The organism is Lysinibacillus sp. FSL R7-0073 (assembly GCF_038009065.1).
Taxonomy (GTDB): Bacteria; Bacillota; Bacilli; order Bacillales_A; family Planococcaceae; genus Lysinibacillus; species Lysinibacillus fusiformis.
This window is the reverse complement of record NZ_JBBPAS010000001.1, coordinates 2,061,698-2,077,245: the sequence shown is the minus strand read 5'-3', so window position 1 is coordinate 2,077,245 and position 15,548 is coordinate 2,061,698. Positions and strand designations below refer to the sequence as shown.

Here is a 15,548-nt window from a genome sequence, read left to right as displayed (position 1 = left end):
ACTTACTTATTCACTACGCTGTGCAATGATAATCTTCATTCCTTCAAAATCACCACTTGTCAGATTGCCATTATCGAATTTCTCCAACCAAGATTTATTAATCAGTCCTTTACCGACTGCTTGTTTAATGTAATCACGTACAGCAGCTTTTGCAGTTGTGCTTGTGAATTTCATTGTGTCATCATCCTTTGCAATTGGTTTAGTTGTATTGCCTTCCACAGTTAATTGCACTTGGTATTTGCTATTGGTTGGAATAATCACTTGCCCTTCAATTTTGTAACCCTTCGGCATAATCCAAGTTGGCTTAACTTCGAAGTGAGGACGATCAATATTACCTGTCCAATCTCCACCCCATTCAATGCCTAGCTTACGTGCAATAGCACACCTACTCTACTTAGGGTTGCCACATCATATAAAGCCTGTGGAGGACCAACAGCAATATCCCAAGTTAATCAAGGCTTATGGTTGCTGTCTAGTGTCCAAGTAACTATCTGTCCTGGTCTAGTTCTTCCCTGTGCATAAAGGTACTTCTGTCGTTCTTGTGAGCGATATGTTTCAGTAATAAAGATGTTCTTAATACCTGCTTTAAAGCACTTTTGGAATAACAATCGACAGGCAGCTTGTGAAACTGGTAATAGTTCAGAAATATCTCGGCAGGTTGTTGTAATGCTTGTCATTTCACATCACCCTTTGGCTTGTCATAATTCAATGCTTGCTCGCTGTCTGATGTACCTTTTGTAGTCGGGTCGATAATAATACCAAGTAAACCTAAAATGCTTAATACAGTCTCTGAAGGGTTTTATGATCTGTTGCCTGTCCTTCTGATACAGCTCTATCATTCTCACCTTCTTGTAATTCAGATGATGAAATATCATATTTAATCATCAATTTCTGAGCCATCATAAAGTCAGTCTGGCATTCTTCATCACTTTGATGATCATTTGCATGAACCAATAAACCTTTGATTTTTTCAATAATTGAATCATTTCTCTTCTTCATTTTTTCACTTCCTGTGCAAACTTAATTAAATAAACCACCAAACAAACCCACCAATAACTGGTAGCAATGTTTGTAAAATCGTAAGCCCGTCCATTCCCATTAAGAATGCGACAGCGACCTCTTGTGTATTTGTCTGCTTGAACCAATTCATAAAAGTGATGGCATCTGGAACCTTGCACTGTTCTCAAATTTTGAGATACAAGGCTGCGTACGATTCATCCGATGTGCCAGTTCTTCTTGGGATAGCCCAGCACGCTCACGACAAGCTTGCAATATGGCTCCTATTTTCATATTCTCACCACCTTCCTCATTCCAAACTGGAATACTCTATTCAGTTGTTGTACGTTAAAATTTTTATATGAAGTATCATCCAATGGAGCGAAAATACTTTGTATTTGTATTGACCCATTCTGTATGTTCATCAATCCATTGCAATAATGCTTTGGATGGTATCAGTACCCTCCCTGCTTCATAGAACTTCGGGAAATCGGCTCTTCCTAATAATGCTGATGCTTTTGTATCTTTTGTTGAACAACTCCATCAACTGCTTTCGGGTTAATAATACTGGTAATTCACGGATTAGAGGTTTTGGTGTAAGTGCCTTCTCTATTTCATCTCGAAACAACCGGCGAAATTCTTCTATTATCTCCGCCTTAAACTCCTCGCTATACATCCTTTCACTTCCTTAATAGTTATTTGTAGGATTTTCCACCTACCTTGTCGAATAGTGACTAGGAAAGGCGGTGATTACATATGATACAAACATTCAAAATTCAAGGTAGTGGAACCGATCCATATTCAACAAACTTCTTGCACATAGATACCACTTTTTCTGCTCAATGCAACTGTCCTGCTGGTGTAAAACAACAACTTTGCAAACACATCATTTCAATTCTTGAAGGAGAAATTCCAAAAGGCTTGATTGATGGTGATACAAACCAAATATCAAGTATCGCCAAGGCTTTTCAAGCCTCTGAAACTGGAGCAGCCTACAATGCCTATTTGCAACTCAATACTGAAATCGCATCATTAAAAAAAGAATTAGCTAACCGAAAAAAACAAATTGCTCGTATGTTGTATAAATAATTCTTCTTAGCCGTCTTTCAAGAGGCGGCTTCTATTTCAAATCATCTCCTCCACAGAACCAAATAACAATTAGTTGCATTCAGATTCAAAAAAAATATCTTCAATTGTGGTTGAATAGTAAATAGCAATTTTTCTAGCTAATTCTAATGAAGGTGTTCTTAAACCCACTTCAATGGCACTTAACATTTGTCTTGTTATTTCAAGACCTTGTGCAACTTCTGTTAATGTTTTATCTCCGCTAAGTTTAATTAATTTATCTCTCACATTTCACCTCTCCTTAAAAGCAACGTTTAGTTACCTTACAACCCAATATAACGCAACTATATGTTACAATACTTTTAGCAACTTTTAGTTGCACACAACAACTCATAGTTACGATATAATAAAAATTATTTAATATTTACTAAACTAAGGGGGATTACAATGCTCTCAATTCGTTTAAGAACTTTAAGAACACAGCTTCGTAAGACCCAACAGGAAATGGCTGATTTACTTGGGATTACAAGACAAGGTTATGCAAAATATGAAAATAATTTAGGTGAATCTGATAACTCAACACTAGCTAAATTAGCTGATTATTTTGAAGTAAGTACCGACTACCTTCTTGGACGTACAGACAATCCAGTAAATACACAGCAAGAAAAAGACGAAGCTGCTTTTCAAGCCTTCGCCAATGATCCAGAGCTTAATGTATTTTACAGAGAGCTTCCTGAATCAGATGTAGAAGCAGTACGTAAGCTTCGCAACATTTGGGGAATCATAAAAAACGAGAAAAAATAGGACATGCTGCAATGGCATGTCCTTAATAACACTCCTTACATGTAAATATTAAACATAAATGGTACGACGTTATTTTTTTTGGTGTGTTAGTAGTTATATTTACGTATGACAATGTACCGAGCCCATTTATAAATGGGCTCAAAAATTAAAGAAATTCATAAGCAATATTCCCTTAAAGCATTTTGTCACTACAATTCAAATTGAATGGGGAAAATACAACATACTATATAAAACAAAGGAGAATAAACTTTATGATTGTATTAGATTTTATTGGTGTTCTAGCATTTCTTTTTTCCATAGGTTATTTACTCTATTTCCTATTAAAAAAAATCCGAAAAAAAGAAGGTCTATTTTCAAAGAAACTCTTCTTTTCAACATTTCTTGGAAGTTTCATTTTACTTGCTATTTCAATGCAATTTGATACTGTATCAGGCACAGAATATAATAAGCAAGTTAAATTAAACAAAGAATTACAATCACAAGTGGATACATTAAATGGTAAATTGGCAAATTTAAAAGCTGAAATTGCTCAAGTTTCAAAGGAAAGTCAAAATATTAAAGATGCTGAAAGTAAAACAATTGAAAAATTCCAGACTGATAAGAAGATCTTACAAGAGGAGCAAAGTACTCTGAAAGCACAAATTGCAACTCTCAAAGAAGAAAATGAAGATCTGTCAACAAAGCTTGCAAGCGCCCAAAAAGTTTCTCAAACAACCGCTTCAAGTAACCAAAGTTCAGCTAACAATACACAATCAGCACCGCCAGCTAGTACACCTCAAAACATCTATTACAAAAACTGTACTCAAGTTCGCTCAGCTGGTGCAGCTCCAATCCGAAAAGGTGACCCTGGTTATGCTCGGCACTTAGATAGAGACGGCGACGGAATCGGTTGCGAATAAAAATAGTTCAGCTGTTACGTCAAAATGAGAAAATAGAACATGCTTTTAATAGTATGTACTTTAAACAGTCTACACTTCTTACATTAAAAAGATTTCAAGGTGCTGATACAATCACCATTCTTGTTCGAGTGAATGATTTGAAAGTTTCTCAATTCAAAATACAGACTGCTAAATTCCAACCTAATGAGGAAGATCCAATGACAAATGAGTTTTACAAGCATCAGACATGGAGTTCCTAACTCCAGAGGTAAAAAGCATTGGAGAAACAATGGTATTATGTTAAAAATTAATTAAAACGGACAAACTAATAGGTAATGATAAGGATGATGGCGATGGTTATGGAGATGGAGATGGATTTAGATAGAATATATGGAGGGCAGCTATTACGCAATTTTCAGGTAGATTTCTTACAATCTACTTTAACAGGTTTTTTTGATTCAAAAACAACATTCAATAGAGTTTGGAAAGAGAATCTGTGTGAAAATGGGTGGCTAAAAGCTTCAGATTTAATCGAAAAGTGCGATGTATTTAATAGTGAACAATCATTGATAAAATTAGAAGCAATATTTTATGATGAATTAGTTAATAATGTTCCTGATTATACACATTTATACCCGATTTCACTAAGGGATCAGGTCTGTATGGTATACAGATATGAAAGATACTGTTGAAATTGGATATAGCTTTTCGAATGAAGTGGCTGGGAAAGGTTTGGCAACCGAAGCAGTAAGTAGTTTAGTAGTTAAATTATTTGATGTTTTTAATGTACATCGTATACAAGCTAAACTGGATGCACGGAATATCGCTTCACAAAAATATGTGAACGAATAGGCATGAGAAAAGAAGCCCATTTCACACAAGATTTTTGGAATAAAAATGAATGGACCGATAGTATTGTGTATGGAATGTTAGCCTCTGATTTGAAGGAATAGATGTAGATATTTAATGTGCTAACGGAGGGCTTAAGTTGAATAACTAGGAATTTTTATCCAACTCATACTTTACCATTTACTATTTGTTCAGCCCTCCTAGATACATATTAAAAAGCATCCAAATTATCATAAGAGGATGCTTGATAAAAAAGATTATTCAGCTTCGATGTTTGCTTCGAAGCCTTCATCCAATTGAATTAATTCCAACGCCTTGTTATCCCCTAAGCAAATACATTGTATTGCCCCTCTTCCCTTAACTTTTACTATTTATTTTGTAATCTGAAATAAAGAAAAAGAGTGAAAGTCCTAGTAAAATAACGGGGAGGAAAAAGAATCCTGCATCATATTTGACGGAATGCTCCATTTTTAATCCAAACAAATAGATGAATAATGTAAATGAAAAACATAATGATAGTGTCCCTGCTAAACTTTTCATTCAAATCCTCCTTATGTCAATCAGATAAAATAAAACTAAATCGTGATGGCAATAAGAGATGATCAACTTCAACATGAATAAGTACCTGGCCCACATCTATTTATCCCTTCAACTTCAGCTAACTACGTCTTTCCACCATAAACGATAAAGGTGGTTTCGGTACCTTCCCCCTATCAAAAGAATTGATTGCTTTTGCCGTAATTATGTAACTGCTACAGTACGCACATATAGAGTCTTAAGAATTAAAAATTGCAACACATTTTGAGCTATTTAAAGCTTTAACTACCATTTCATCGCTCCGCATTGATTATTTACGGAACATCCTATAGTATACTTATAATTACTTAATATTCCAATATTAGGTCAAATAAAAGCCATATGCTTCCTTTTGGCATTCTTCATCAGCATGCATTTTTAAAAGTTCCCAAAATAGAATATAGTCCTATAAAAATGAAAGGATGTGGTGAATCATTAGTGCGCATGACTATAAAAAGTATAAAATTTATCCTAAATCAGAAAGATTTACTGCTGTTTTTTTATTAGTTTCTGTATTAGTTTGGGGAATTTATGATCGGATTACGACTGGGGAGATCGGGGCACCGTGGTATATAATCATTTTCACTTCTGTATTTAATACCATCATAAGAACATATTATGCAAGAAAAGAAAAAAGGACAAAAACTAATATGTAATGATGATTTATATGTATGTAGTCCCTTTCAAAAGCAGGTGCTCGTGCGCTTGCATTTGATCGTGGATTTTCATAAAGCTTATTAATGTCCTTCAATTGCTTTGTTCCTGTTAAAAATACCCTACACTCCTTCCACTTCATAATTCAAAAAGTTTTCTGTTTCCCACTGAATTAAATACAATTTTGTACCTTCTTGACATAAAATTTTTCACTTTTTTCTGATGTTTCCTATGACATTTATCGCTAATCATCTTGTTAGGCATACATATTATAAAATTATCGAAAGGAGGTTTATCATTATGTCTGGATACTATGGTGGTAACGGTGGAGGCTACGGGAATGGTACAGGGTTTGCACTTCTCGTTGTTCTATTCATTCTTCTCATAATCGTTGGAGCTGCTTTCCTGTATAATTCATATTAATATCATTAAAAGGGTTCAACCTATTAATCCGTCCCGTGAAAACAATAAATCCTCCAATACAGGTAATAACAATCATCTATACACCTATCTATTTTTAGAGTCACTTTCCGGTGACTCTTTTAATTTTTTCTTTCTCCCTATTTATATCGAACGACATGAGAAAAAGCCACTCCGACATTGATCTGACCCAAAAAAGTTAGACATCAATCTAACTTTTACGGGGCAGTTCACATGGGATGTGGCCTTCGACATAAAGTTAATCAAATTGTATAGTCTGTTGCACGATGGATACCTTATAAATATCTTTCGTATTTATTAATATCGATTTAAAATGTTCTGTTTCAGTAAAGGTATACCACGGTTTCTCGTTGAACCCATTAGAAATTTCTTCTGTAAATGTTTCTTGTCCAATATTAGTCTTGATTTTATATTCTTCTTCGCGACTTTCGTTAAAGTGGAACTTCACTGTATATTCATAATCCATGAACCAACACCCCCCATCTATCTTTATCATGGGATAAATGGTGTGGAAGTAATCAAAAGAAATATAAATGTAATAAAATCCCATGCCATTGTAAGGGTTTTTATGTATAATCCATAGAAAAAAAACCAGGTACTCATTATAAATGAGCGCCTGGTTTTTTATTATTACCCGATAATGGGTATTGAAAGCATGCAAATATTAAAGTTTTACGATGTTTGCAGCTTGTGGTCCACGTTGACCATCTTCGATTGTGAATTCTACTTTTTGGCCTTCTTCAAGTGATTTGAAACCTTCACCTTGGATAGCTGAGAAGTGTGCGAAAACGTCTTGTCCGCCTTCTACTTCGATGAATCCAAAACCTTTTTCTGAGTTAAACCATTTTACTGTACCTTGTGTCATTTAAATGACCTCCATTAATTGTATTAAATAAAATCTTACATCTTTAAAGAAAAAATTCACATATTGCAAAAAGTATCAAAAAAACACGATTACTCTTTGTAATATGTGAATTCATTGTTTCTTTAGGACCGATTTTATTAATATCATTGTATAATAAAAAACCATATTTGTCTAGTACTAAGTAAAAAAAACATTAACAATTATTTGGATCGTTATATGTTTGCATGTATTTCTAAAAAAACTCAGGCAATCAAGTCCATTGATTACCTAAAGATAATTGTTTTTTCATGATTATTTTCCACTTAAACCTTTAGTGATCCTCGAAAACCTCTAGCTGCATAATAAGAATCTGCCCCATTATGATAGAGGAAGATTGTGTCGTAGCGACGATCACAGAAGATAGCACCGCCCAGTTTACGGATTTTTTCAGGGGTTTGAATCCAGCTTGATGTTTTTAAATCGAATTTACCTAGTTGCTGTAACTCTCGATATTGTTCTTCCGTTAAAAGCTCAATCCCCATGTCTGTTGCCATATCCATTGCGGTAGTTTCGGGTTTATGATTTTTTCTTGCTTCCCATGCTTCTCGGTCATAACATACACTTCTGCGACCTTTTGGACTTTCTGCCGAACAATCATAAAACATATATTCATCCGTCTTTGGATGATAGTGAACGACATCCGGTTCTCCGCCAGTTGCTTCCATTTCATGGAGCGACCACAGTTTGTCCACATTCGCTTCCAGCTTAGCCTGTATATTTGTCCACTCAAGGCCTTCGTGGCGATTCATATTTTTCTCAAATCGAGCTTGCAATGTTTGCAATAGTTCCTCGCGTTGTTCAACTGATAATTCTTTATTTGTCATTTTAGTTTTCTCCCTCACGCTTAAATGATAGTCCCTCTTCTTCCAATGAAGCTCTCATCATGGGGATAGACGCTGGTCCAATTCCATGAATTTTTAATAAATCTTTTTCGGTGTATTTGGATAGTTCATGCAAGGTATCAATCCCCTCGTGAACTAAGGCATTTCTTGCAGGAGAACTCAGTTTTGAAAGAAAACCACTCGTAGGCTTATTTTCTTTATTGCAGGTCGGGCAGCTTGGACAATCTGTGCTTTTGTAAAAACTATGTCCTTTTTCGCAAAACCTTAAACGTTTTTCTGCTTTCACTATCATCCCTCCAGCATACATGCTATTAGTTTATTTTATCATATTTCACTACTCACTCGATGTTTTCCATTCATAATAGTTCCTAATCGTTTGAAGGAGGAGCTCTACTCATCAATGTGACTAATAACATAAAAATTCATTCAGGTGATAACGATGTTAAATAACGATAGCACAATATTATTCAATACTATATCTTCATAATGTATCCTTTTAAATAAAGATTATTTTTGATAAAGAATGCCCCCGTTGTCATTCAAAAAATTTTGGCGCCATTAGCAAGTTGGTAGTCAGCATTTGCTAGTTACATGGCGTGATGAAAAAGATACTATATATACTGTTCCGTTTAAACGCAACATTTTATTGACAATAAATGAATAAAGGAGCCTGATACGTTGACGTTACATACCTCTACTCGTATTAAAATGCCGTTAGGATTTTGGGAGGGGCTCCGTCAATTGGGGATAGCCCCCCACGATGTCATTCGAAAAGCACAATTACCCATCACTTTGATTACTGAACCAACTGTTTCGCTAGCACAATATTACGCGATTTGGCAGGCATATGCCGATCACATTGACGACATGGCTAAAGGAATCATCCAACTGGCAACTAGCTTTGATAGCAATCATTACCCACCAACTGTCTTGGCGGCTTACCATGCACGTGATTACCGTGATGCTCTCAAGAGAATGGCACGCTACAAACAATTGTGCCCGCCTGAAAGCCTCCGTATTACTGAGGAGGGTGAGAATTGTACAATCGAGCTGCAATGGTCAGATAAGGAGCAATCGGGACCACCAATGCTAGTTGGCATCACACTGGCATTTCTTCTTGAGCTTGGTCGACGAGGAACGGGTAGACCTTTGACAGCAAAATGCGTTGAATTTTCACATTCAATGGGTGATATACAAACGCTTGAAGCCTATTTCGGTTGTCATATCCAGATAGGTGCACAACGGAACCAGTTGACGTTACATCGAGAGGATTTGGACCGTCACTTTTCTTCATATAACTTAGAGTTATTAGAGATGCTGACTCCGCTTCTGGATCAATCATTGAGTGAGCACCAACATAGCCGTTCGCTTACTGAGACGGTCAAGTGGATGATGAAACGTAGCCTAACAGGAGGACGTCCAGACATTCAGACGGTTGCGAGCGAGTTAGGGATGAGCGATCGTACTTTACAGCGTCGGCTTTCAGACGAATGTACGAGCTTTAAGCATCTGTTAACAGAAGTTAGACATGAGCAGGCACAGGTATATTTAGCAGACCCCTCTCTTGATATTAAAGAGGTCGCCTTCTTAATTGGCTATGAAGATCAAAACTCGTTCTACCGCGCCTTCCGCCTTTGGGAAGGTGATACACCAGCAAATTGGCGTACTAAACATGTAGAAACAAATGTTTAAATTACTATAATAATAAAGGAGAAATATAGTATGGATATGGGATTGAACAACAAAACAGCTTTAGTTACTGGATCAACGAGAGGTATAGGGAAAGCTATTGCTTTTGAGCTAGCCAAAGAAGGTGTTCATGTGCTCGTTAATGGGCGAAATAATGATGAGGTAGAACGAATTGTAAATGAAATAAAGTCAGCCTACCCATCTACTTATCCTCAAAATGCAACAGCCGATATTGCAGATAGCCTGCAAAGAGAAGCCTTATTCGAAAAGTATCCTCATATAGATATTTTAGTGAACAATATGGGTATTTATGAAATGATGTCATATGAAGATGTTGACGATGAGATATGGGAAAAATACTTCCGTACGAATGTTCTTGCAGCTAATGGGCTATGTAAATTTTACTTACCTAAAATGCTACAAAATGATTTTGGCCGCATTATTTTTATCGCGAGTGAGGAAGCCATTATGCCTTCCGGGCAAATGCCTCAATATTGTATGACAAAAACGATGCTCCTCTCTTTGTCAAAAAGCCTATCTCAATTAACAAAGGGAACAGAAGTTACCGTCAATACAATTATGCCTGGGCCAACACTTTCTGAGAATGTGTATGAAATCATTGATAGTATGTACCCTAATAAAGAGATGAGCTTTATAGAGAAAGAACATAACTTTATGACTACAAACCTTCCTCAATCAGAAATACAAAGATTTATCAAACCCATTGAAATTGGGCGAATCACTACATTTATTTGTAGTCCCTATGCTTCCGCATTTAAAGGCTCACCGATTCGTATGGATGGAGGTATGGTACCGACAATCTTTTAATATTTCGATCTCGTAAACGTATAGCCGATCATTACTACTACAGCGAGGTCGAGCTGCCTACTTCATGAGTCGCCGCCCTCCGATTTTAGCTATTATATTGACAAAAGCCTTCAAGAGTGATGATCTGACCCAAAAAAGTTAGACATATTTAGTTAAGCAACTGCTAAGACCTGAGTTCGGTACTCCACCGGGCTTAGGTCTTTTAATTTTTCTTTCATTCGTTTGTGATTGTAGTAGTGAATATAGTCGTTGAGTTCCTGTTCAAAATGTGCCATGGATTCAAATTCTTGTAGATACAGGAGTTCAGATTTTAATAAGCCAAAGAAATTTTCGATGACTGAGTTGTCCAAACAATTACCCTTACGGGACATACTCTGCGTAATACCATGTTGCTTTAATGTTTGTTGATACTTTTTCATTTGATAATGCCAACCTTGATCTGAATGAAGAATAACTTGATCACTTGATTCGAGGCGCTCCAATGCTTGTTCTAACATATTATGGACTAGTTTATACACTGGACGCTTCATAACCGTGTATGCAATGATTTCGCCATTACATAGATCAAGGACGGGTGATAAATAGCGTTTCTCACCAAATAGATGGAACTCTGTCACGTCTGTTACCCATTTCTCGTTCATTTTTTCCGCTGTAAAATCGCGTTGTAATATGTTTGGGGCAATTTTTCCGACGTTACCTTTATACGAACGATATTTCTTCATGCGGACTTCACACTTTATGCCAATGGCATTCATCAAGCAGTTAATCGTTTTCGGATCATGGTGAATACCAAATTTTTTTAGTTCTTTGGTGATCCGACGATAACCATAACGTCCCTTATGTTCATGATAAATGGACTGAATTGCGACTTTCACATCAGCGTATTTATCATGACGATTCAAACGCTTTTCCCAGTAATAATACGTACTACGTGGAATATCAGCGACTTTGATTAATTCCACTACTTCATAGATTTCCTTTAGTTCATAAATTACTTGCGCTTTGATTTGATTGGTAATTTTTCTTGCATTTGAACTAAAGTATTCAACTTTTTTAAGTACGCATTCTCCATTTCTAATTGTTTGATTCGTGCTTCTAACGCCTCAACAGATCCTTCAGCTGGTGTTGATTTCGTTGTTCTTTTTGTCTCTTTTTTCATAGATGGATGCCCCTTTTTCTTAGAAACAAGGGCATCATAACCACCAACTTCAAACTTCAACTTCCAATTCCGAATCATGCCAGGAGATGAAATATTGAATAGTGCAGCTGTGTCTCTCGAAGATGTACCTGTCTCGTTCATATAATTAAGTACATTCATTTTATAGTCAGCTGAATATTTTGTATAGGACTTTAAGAAAGTCTCTACGCCATTTTTTTGATAACGGCGAACCCATTCACTGACAATCTGAGCTGTCACACCTATATCTTTCGCAATTTCGATCATAGGTTCATTTCCATTTAAATATCGTTGAACTGCTTGAATACGTTGTTCAACACTTACTTTTGCCATAAAAAAAACCCCCGTAAAAGTTAGATTGATGTCCAACTTTTACGGGGCAGTTCAGTGAACTTCTCGATGGCTTTTGTCTACAGTTTAAGCGGCATATTTTTATACTGCTATACTACGATTTGCTTTTCTATCCATTCATTACTGCACATGAACTGTGTATGTTCCGTTCTCATTCTCAAATTTATATACATATAAATAGTACTTTCCAGGCTCTGCATTCAATTTACCATTAATCATGTTTCCGTCTTCCTGTCCAAAAGACGCATAATTTTGGCTATCTGATTCATGATAAAGCACCCATGTCATGCCAATCCGGTTTTCATTTAAAACAGAAATATCTATTTCTTTTGGAGATGTAACATTGAATTCGTATACATCCGTATGATCATCATCCATTAAACTACCGTTTAGTGGTGTATTAAATGGAAGCATAGTGGCTTCTTCTGGAAGATTGTTTGGTTCTACCTCAGTTTTTGTACCATTTTGTACTTGAACGGTATATGTCCCATTCTCATCATCAAATTTATAAACGTATAAATAATACTTTCCAGGTTCCGCACTCAACTTGCCTTTGATTATCTGTCCATCTTCCTGTCCATACGCTACATAGTTTTGCTTATCAGATTCATGATAAAGCACCCATGTCATGCCAATTTGATTTTCATTTACGACAGAAATATCTATTTCTTCAGGCGACGTAATGTCAAATTGATAGACATTTGTATCATTATCAATCAAGCTACCTTTTAGTGGTTTATTAAAGGGAATGATCGTCGCATGTTCTTGCTCTGTCTGTCCTCCTTTCCGTACAGTGGCAGTTGTTTGCCCTTTACTTTCTTGTCCCTTATTATTTTTCACGGTTAACGTCACTTTGTAAGTTCCTTCATTTTCGTATACATGAGTAGGATTTGCTTCTTCACTTGTTGTTCCATCACCAAAATCCCAAAGATAAGAAACTATTTCTCCATCCTTATCTTTTGACCCATCACTGTTAAACTGAATTTTTTCATTGGTGATGCCAGTATATGGACCATTTACCTGTACAATTGGTGCTTGCGTTTCTCCGTCATCAGTGGAAACGCCATGGAAGACTACATCATACTCGAACTGGTTTGCCGCATTTACACGATAGTTGACAAAATACGCAGTCATTGTTTTATAGCCGCTCCACTCTTTTTGAGACAGTTGCTCTAGCACTTGGTTTACTTGCTTACTCATCGTTTTCCAATCTTGAGATTCTCCTTGTGTAGCACCACCCACATATGTTCCCTCGAGTGTAAACGTATTAAAAAATTGAGACTGGTGTTTGGTCATATTTGCATCTTTCACATGTGCAATATCGACAATTTCTTGCTGTACTTCGTTTAACGCTTTTGGTTCATGCGGCATTAAATAATCCTCTGCTACTTGTGGCACCTCGTATGTTTCTTGGTTATCGATCAATTGCTGCATATACGCTTGATATTCCATATTCAACTGTGAATCTTTACTTAAAGTGTCACGATAGGCATCATAATTTTTCACATCGTTCGCGCGAATTAAATCTTGAATTCTATCAAACATATCGAATTGATGAGTATACATATAAGACTGTAAAGCAAATGAATAATTGTAAAAATCCCAGGAACCATATGTGGCAAACATTGTTTGTTCAGCTGTATAACGTTGTGATGGATCATGTGACAACCCACTAATAATGCTCTTACGAGGCACAACGTCATTTGTACGTGTTGACCCAGCAAAAAACTCTGCATTTCCTTCCTGGAACCATGTTAGTCGCTCATTTTGGTACATATCACCCGTCCCGAATAGACCAGGCACCTCAAATCTGCCTTGTAAAAAGTGCGTATATTCATGACGGAACAGCTCTTCCAAGCTATAAATACTTTGCTCAGGTGTACGTTCATATGTAAAGAATGTTCCTGTCTCTTCAATATAAATACCACCATTATTTGTTTCATATCCGTACAATTGACGGTTTAATCGATACTGATCGGGAGAGTTATAAATGACAACTGTTAAGACATCGTCAGCATTACCTGGCTCTAGTGCTTTATCATTCCCGATTACACGATGATACTGTGCCTTTACCTCTTTTGCAGCCCAGTATAATCTTTGAATTTTATCTTCCGCTACTTGATCTCCCGTTTTGAATACAATTGATCCATCATCAAATGTATATGTTTTCGGTAGATACTGTTTTTTTCCTTCTTCACGTACATTTTGTAAATCAACCGTATTTCCGTTTAAGTCATGTCCACCATAATTTGTAGTAATTTGCTCTACTGCCACAAAATAAGCTTCACTTAAATAGGGATACATATGCATCGCTTGTGTAACAACTTCTAAACCTTTATTCGGATTGCTATGGAACTGCCCTAAACGCCCTGCATAATAAATACCATTATTGATTAACCAACTATTGCTATCCGTTACATTATGTATTAGAGCAATGCTATTAACTTCCTCTATGAAGCTATCAATCTTCCCATACCACATCGTTGTATTGGCCTCTTTACGAGCCTCATATAAATACGACTGCAAATCATAATCAATGCCGTGTATTAAATCGTAAATAGCTTGTCCTTTTGAATTCTCACTTTCATAGGTAGAAAGATTTTCATTATATTGTTTTAAAATCTTCGTAGCATGTTGAACGGTCTCCACATCACTAGATGCATTACCTATTAATTTCCCATAGGCAGATACTACTTTATCTTGCTCAGCTGTACCAAGTATAAAGTTTGGATTTTTGGCTATTTTATTTAATGCTGGTAAACACTTATCTTGGAAACTTCTCTCATTTAAATAACCTAGTTCATTATTATAAAACGCTACATAAAATGCAGAACGAAGTACCTCAACAAATGTTTCGATACCCTTTGAATCATCTTTCGTAAACGAACTTCCTCTATTCCCTAATTCATTAATGATTACTTGCATGCGCTCTTCATTTTGATAAAAAGCTTTTGTGTCATCATTGAATTGGAATAAGTCTGTGATTTGGTACCAACGTATACTACCGAGCGTATGAATGAGCTCACGATCGTTCATTTTATTAAGCTCCGCCATCGAGTACTGCTCCTGTAATTGCTGTGTATGCGTGCGCTCTATAATGGGAGCTGGATGTTGTGAAAAATCTCCAATTTCTAAACGTTCTTCATAGGATAATGTTTCTTCAGCCTTTGTCGAATGCGCCATTTCATCTTTCGGCATTTCTATGCCAATAGGTTTCATTTGTAATACATTATATGGCGTTTTTTCTGCTGCAGATGCTTCCGCCTGTAACCCCCCTAACGAAATTGCCATTGTACTAACCCCAATTAACAACTGATTGAATGTAAATTTTTTCTTCATCATATATCCTCCTATAGTCCTGTGTAGATTTTTTGGTAATATAGTTATTATTTGGTACTATATTACCTATTTTAAAATAACATATTATGTAAAAATATCAACATTAAATGTTATATTTAGGAATATTTTCTTCTATATTTTGAACACTAAGACAC

Annotated in this window: 21 protein-coding genes and 1 pseudogene; 8 read left to right on the top strand and 14 right to left on the bottom strand. The window is 36.1% G+C overall.

Features of this window, described 5'->3' with window-relative positions:
- Nucleotides 1–6: 6 nt before the first annotated feature.
- The 6 genes from MKY88_RS10145 to MKY88_RS10120 form a co-directional block, all read right to left on the bottom strand.
- The gene (locus tag MKY88_RS10145) at nt 7–291 is read right to left on the bottom strand and encodes a hypothetical protein (protein WP_340813543.1); all 285 of its coding nucleotides are present in this window, start codon (nt 289–291) and stop codon (nt 7–9) included.
- A gap of 161 nt (nt 292–452) precedes the next feature.
- Nucleotides 453–677, bottom strand: a complete 225-nt coding sequence (locus MKY88_RS10140) for a M15 family metallopeptidase (protein WP_340813542.1) — start codon at nt 675–677, stop codon at nt 453–455.
- The gene (locus MKY88_RS10135; protein WP_419182590.1) at nt 674–751 is read right to left on the bottom strand and encodes a phage holin; all 78 of its coding nucleotides are present in this window, start codon (nt 749–751) and stop codon (nt 674–676) included. Before MKY88_RS10135 ends, MKY88_RS10140 begins: the two co-directional genes overlap by 4 nt.
- A gap of 26 nt (nt 752–777) precedes the next feature.
- The gene (locus MKY88_RS10130; RefSeq protein ID WP_340813541.1) at nt 778–999 is read right to left on the bottom strand and encodes a DUF2786 domain-containing protein; all 222 of its coding nucleotides are present in this window, start codon (nt 997–999) and stop codon (nt 778–780) included.
- A 25-nt stretch (nt 1,000–1,024) separates the two neighbouring features.
- Nucleotides 1,025–1,150, bottom strand: a complete 126-nt coding sequence (locus MKY88_RS10125; protein WP_340813540.1) for a hypothetical protein — start codon at nt 1,148–1,150, stop codon at nt 1,025–1,027.
- Nucleotides 1,147–1,290, bottom strand: coding sequence for a helix-turn-helix domain-containing protein (locus MKY88_RS10120; RefSeq protein ID WP_340813539.1), 144 nt, complete (start codon nt 1,288–1,290; stop codon nt 1,147–1,149). Before MKY88_RS10120 ends, MKY88_RS10125 begins: the two co-directional genes overlap by 4 nt.
- Nucleotides 1,291–1,752: 462 nt before the next feature.
- Here MKY88_RS10120 and MKY88_RS10115 point away from each other — a divergent pair, with 462 nt between their 5' ends.
- Nucleotides 1,753–2,085, top strand: a complete 333-nt coding sequence (locus MKY88_RS10115) for a hypothetical protein (protein WP_340813538.1) — start codon at nt 1,753–1,755, stop codon at nt 2,083–2,085.
- 69 nt (nt 2,086–2,154) lie between these two features.
- Here MKY88_RS10115 and MKY88_RS10110 read toward each other — a convergent pair whose 3' ends face one another.
- The gene (locus MKY88_RS10110; RefSeq protein ID WP_340813537.1) at nt 2,155–2,349 is read right to left on the bottom strand and encodes a helix-turn-helix transcriptional regulator; all 195 of its coding nucleotides are present in this window, start codon (nt 2,347–2,349) and stop codon (nt 2,155–2,157) included.
- A gap of 159 nt (nt 2,350–2,508) precedes the next feature.
- Here MKY88_RS10110 and MKY88_RS10105 point away from each other — a divergent pair, with 159 nt between their 5' ends.
- The 4 genes and pseudogenes from MKY88_RS10105 to MKY88_RS10090 form a co-directional block, all read left to right on the top strand.
- On the top strand, nt 2,509–2,865 hold the full coding sequence (locus tag MKY88_RS10105; protein ID WP_340813536.1) for a helix-turn-helix domain-containing protein: 357 nt from the start codon (nt 2,509–2,511) through the stop codon (nt 2,863–2,865).
- A 251-nt stretch (nt 2,866–3,116) separates the two neighbouring features.
- Nucleotides 3,117–3,764 (top strand): excalibur calcium-binding domain-containing protein, encoded by a 648-nt coding sequence (locus tag MKY88_RS10100; RefSeq protein WP_340813535.1) that lies wholly within the window; start codon nt 3,117–3,119, stop codon nt 3,762–3,764.
- 350 nt (nt 3,765–4,114) lie between these two features.
- Nucleotides 4,115–4,435, top strand: coding sequence for a hypothetical protein (locus MKY88_RS10095; protein WP_340813534.1), 321 nt, complete (start codon nt 4,115–4,117; stop codon nt 4,433–4,435).
- A pseudogene (locus MKY88_RS10090) lies at nt 4,392–4,696 on the top strand (GNAT family N-acetyltransferase); the annotation flags it as partial. The gene MKY88_RS10095 and the pseudogene MKY88_RS10090, both read left to right, overlap by 44 nt.
- 253 nt (nt 4,697–4,949) lie before the next feature.
- Here MKY88_RS10090 and MKY88_RS10085 read toward each other — a convergent pair.
- Nucleotides 4,950–5,132 carry a hypothetical protein gene (locus tag MKY88_RS10085; RefSeq protein WP_069481123.1) on the bottom strand — a complete coding sequence of 61 codons (183 nt, stop codon included), beginning with the start codon at nt 5,130–5,132 and terminating at the stop codon, nt 4,950–4,952.
- 990 nt (nt 5,133–6,122) lie between these two features.
- On the opposite strand from MKY88_RS10085, the gene MKY88_RS10080 reads away from it, so the two are divergent.
- On the top strand, nt 6,123–6,245 hold the full coding sequence (locus MKY88_RS10080) for a YjcZ family sporulation protein (RefSeq protein ID WP_080709324.1): 123 nt from the start codon (nt 6,123–6,125) through the stop codon (nt 6,243–6,245).
- 256 nt (nt 6,246–6,501) lie between these two features.
- Here MKY88_RS10080 and MKY88_RS10075 read toward each other — a convergent pair whose 3' ends face one another.
- The 4 genes from MKY88_RS10075 to MKY88_RS10060 all read right to left on the bottom strand — a co-directional run bounded on the left by MKY88_RS10075 (nt 6,502) and on the right by MKY88_RS10060 (nt 8,295).
- Nucleotides 6,502–6,729 (bottom strand): hypothetical protein, encoded by a 228-nt coding sequence (locus MKY88_RS10075; RefSeq protein WP_069481122.1) that lies wholly within the window; start codon nt 6,727–6,729, stop codon nt 6,502–6,504.
- Between the two features lie 198 nt (nt 6,730–6,927).
- On the bottom strand, nt 6,928–7,128 hold the full coding sequence (locus MKY88_RS10070) for a cold-shock protein (RefSeq protein WP_008175097.1): 201 nt from the start codon (nt 7,126–7,128) through the stop codon (nt 6,928–6,930).
- Nucleotides 7,129–7,430: 302 nt separating this feature from the next.
- Nucleotides 7,431–7,991 (bottom strand): DUF4256 domain-containing protein, encoded by a 561-nt coding sequence (locus tag MKY88_RS10065; RefSeq protein WP_340813531.1) that lies wholly within the window; start codon nt 7,989–7,991, stop codon nt 7,431–7,433.
- Nucleotide 7,992: 1 nt separating this feature from the next.
- Nucleotides 7,993–8,295, bottom strand: coding sequence for an RNA polymerase alpha subunit C-terminal domain-containing protein (locus MKY88_RS10060; RefSeq protein ID WP_340813530.1), 303 nt, complete (start codon nt 8,293–8,295; stop codon nt 7,993–7,995).
- A gap of 422 nt (nt 8,296–8,717) precedes the next feature.
- On the opposite strand from MKY88_RS10060, the gene MKY88_RS10055 reads away from it, so the two are divergent.
- On the top strand, nt 8,718–9,701 hold the full coding sequence (locus tag MKY88_RS10055) for an AraC family transcriptional regulator ligand-binding domain-containing protein (protein ID WP_340814816.1): 984 nt from the start codon (nt 8,718–8,720) through the stop codon (nt 9,699–9,701).
- 30 nt (nt 9,702–9,731) lie between these two features.
- Nucleotides 9,732–10,526 (top strand): SDR family NAD(P)-dependent oxidoreductase, encoded by a 795-nt coding sequence (locus tag MKY88_RS10050; RefSeq protein WP_328203318.1) that lies wholly within the window; start codon nt 9,732–9,734, stop codon nt 10,524–10,526.
- Between the two features lie 152 nt (nt 10,527–10,678).
- Here the strand turns inward: MKY88_RS10050 and MKY88_RS10045 are convergent.
- Nucleotides 10,679–12,036, bottom strand: a protein-coding gene (locus MKY88_RS10045; RefSeq protein WP_340812835.1) for an IS3 family transposase whose coding sequence is annotated in 2 segments (ribosomal slippage) — nt 10,679–11,583 and nt 11,583–12,036 — 1,359 coding nt in all. Because the reading frame shifts where the segments join, the coding sequence is not laid out codon by codon here.
- Nucleotides 12,037–12,174: 138 nt separating this feature from the next.
- On the bottom strand, nt 12,175–15,393 hold the full coding sequence (locus MKY88_RS10040; protein ID WP_340814815.1) for a collagenase: 3,219 nt from the start codon (nt 15,391–15,393) through the stop codon (nt 12,175–12,177).
- Nucleotides 15,394–15,548 lie beyond the last annotated feature (155 nt).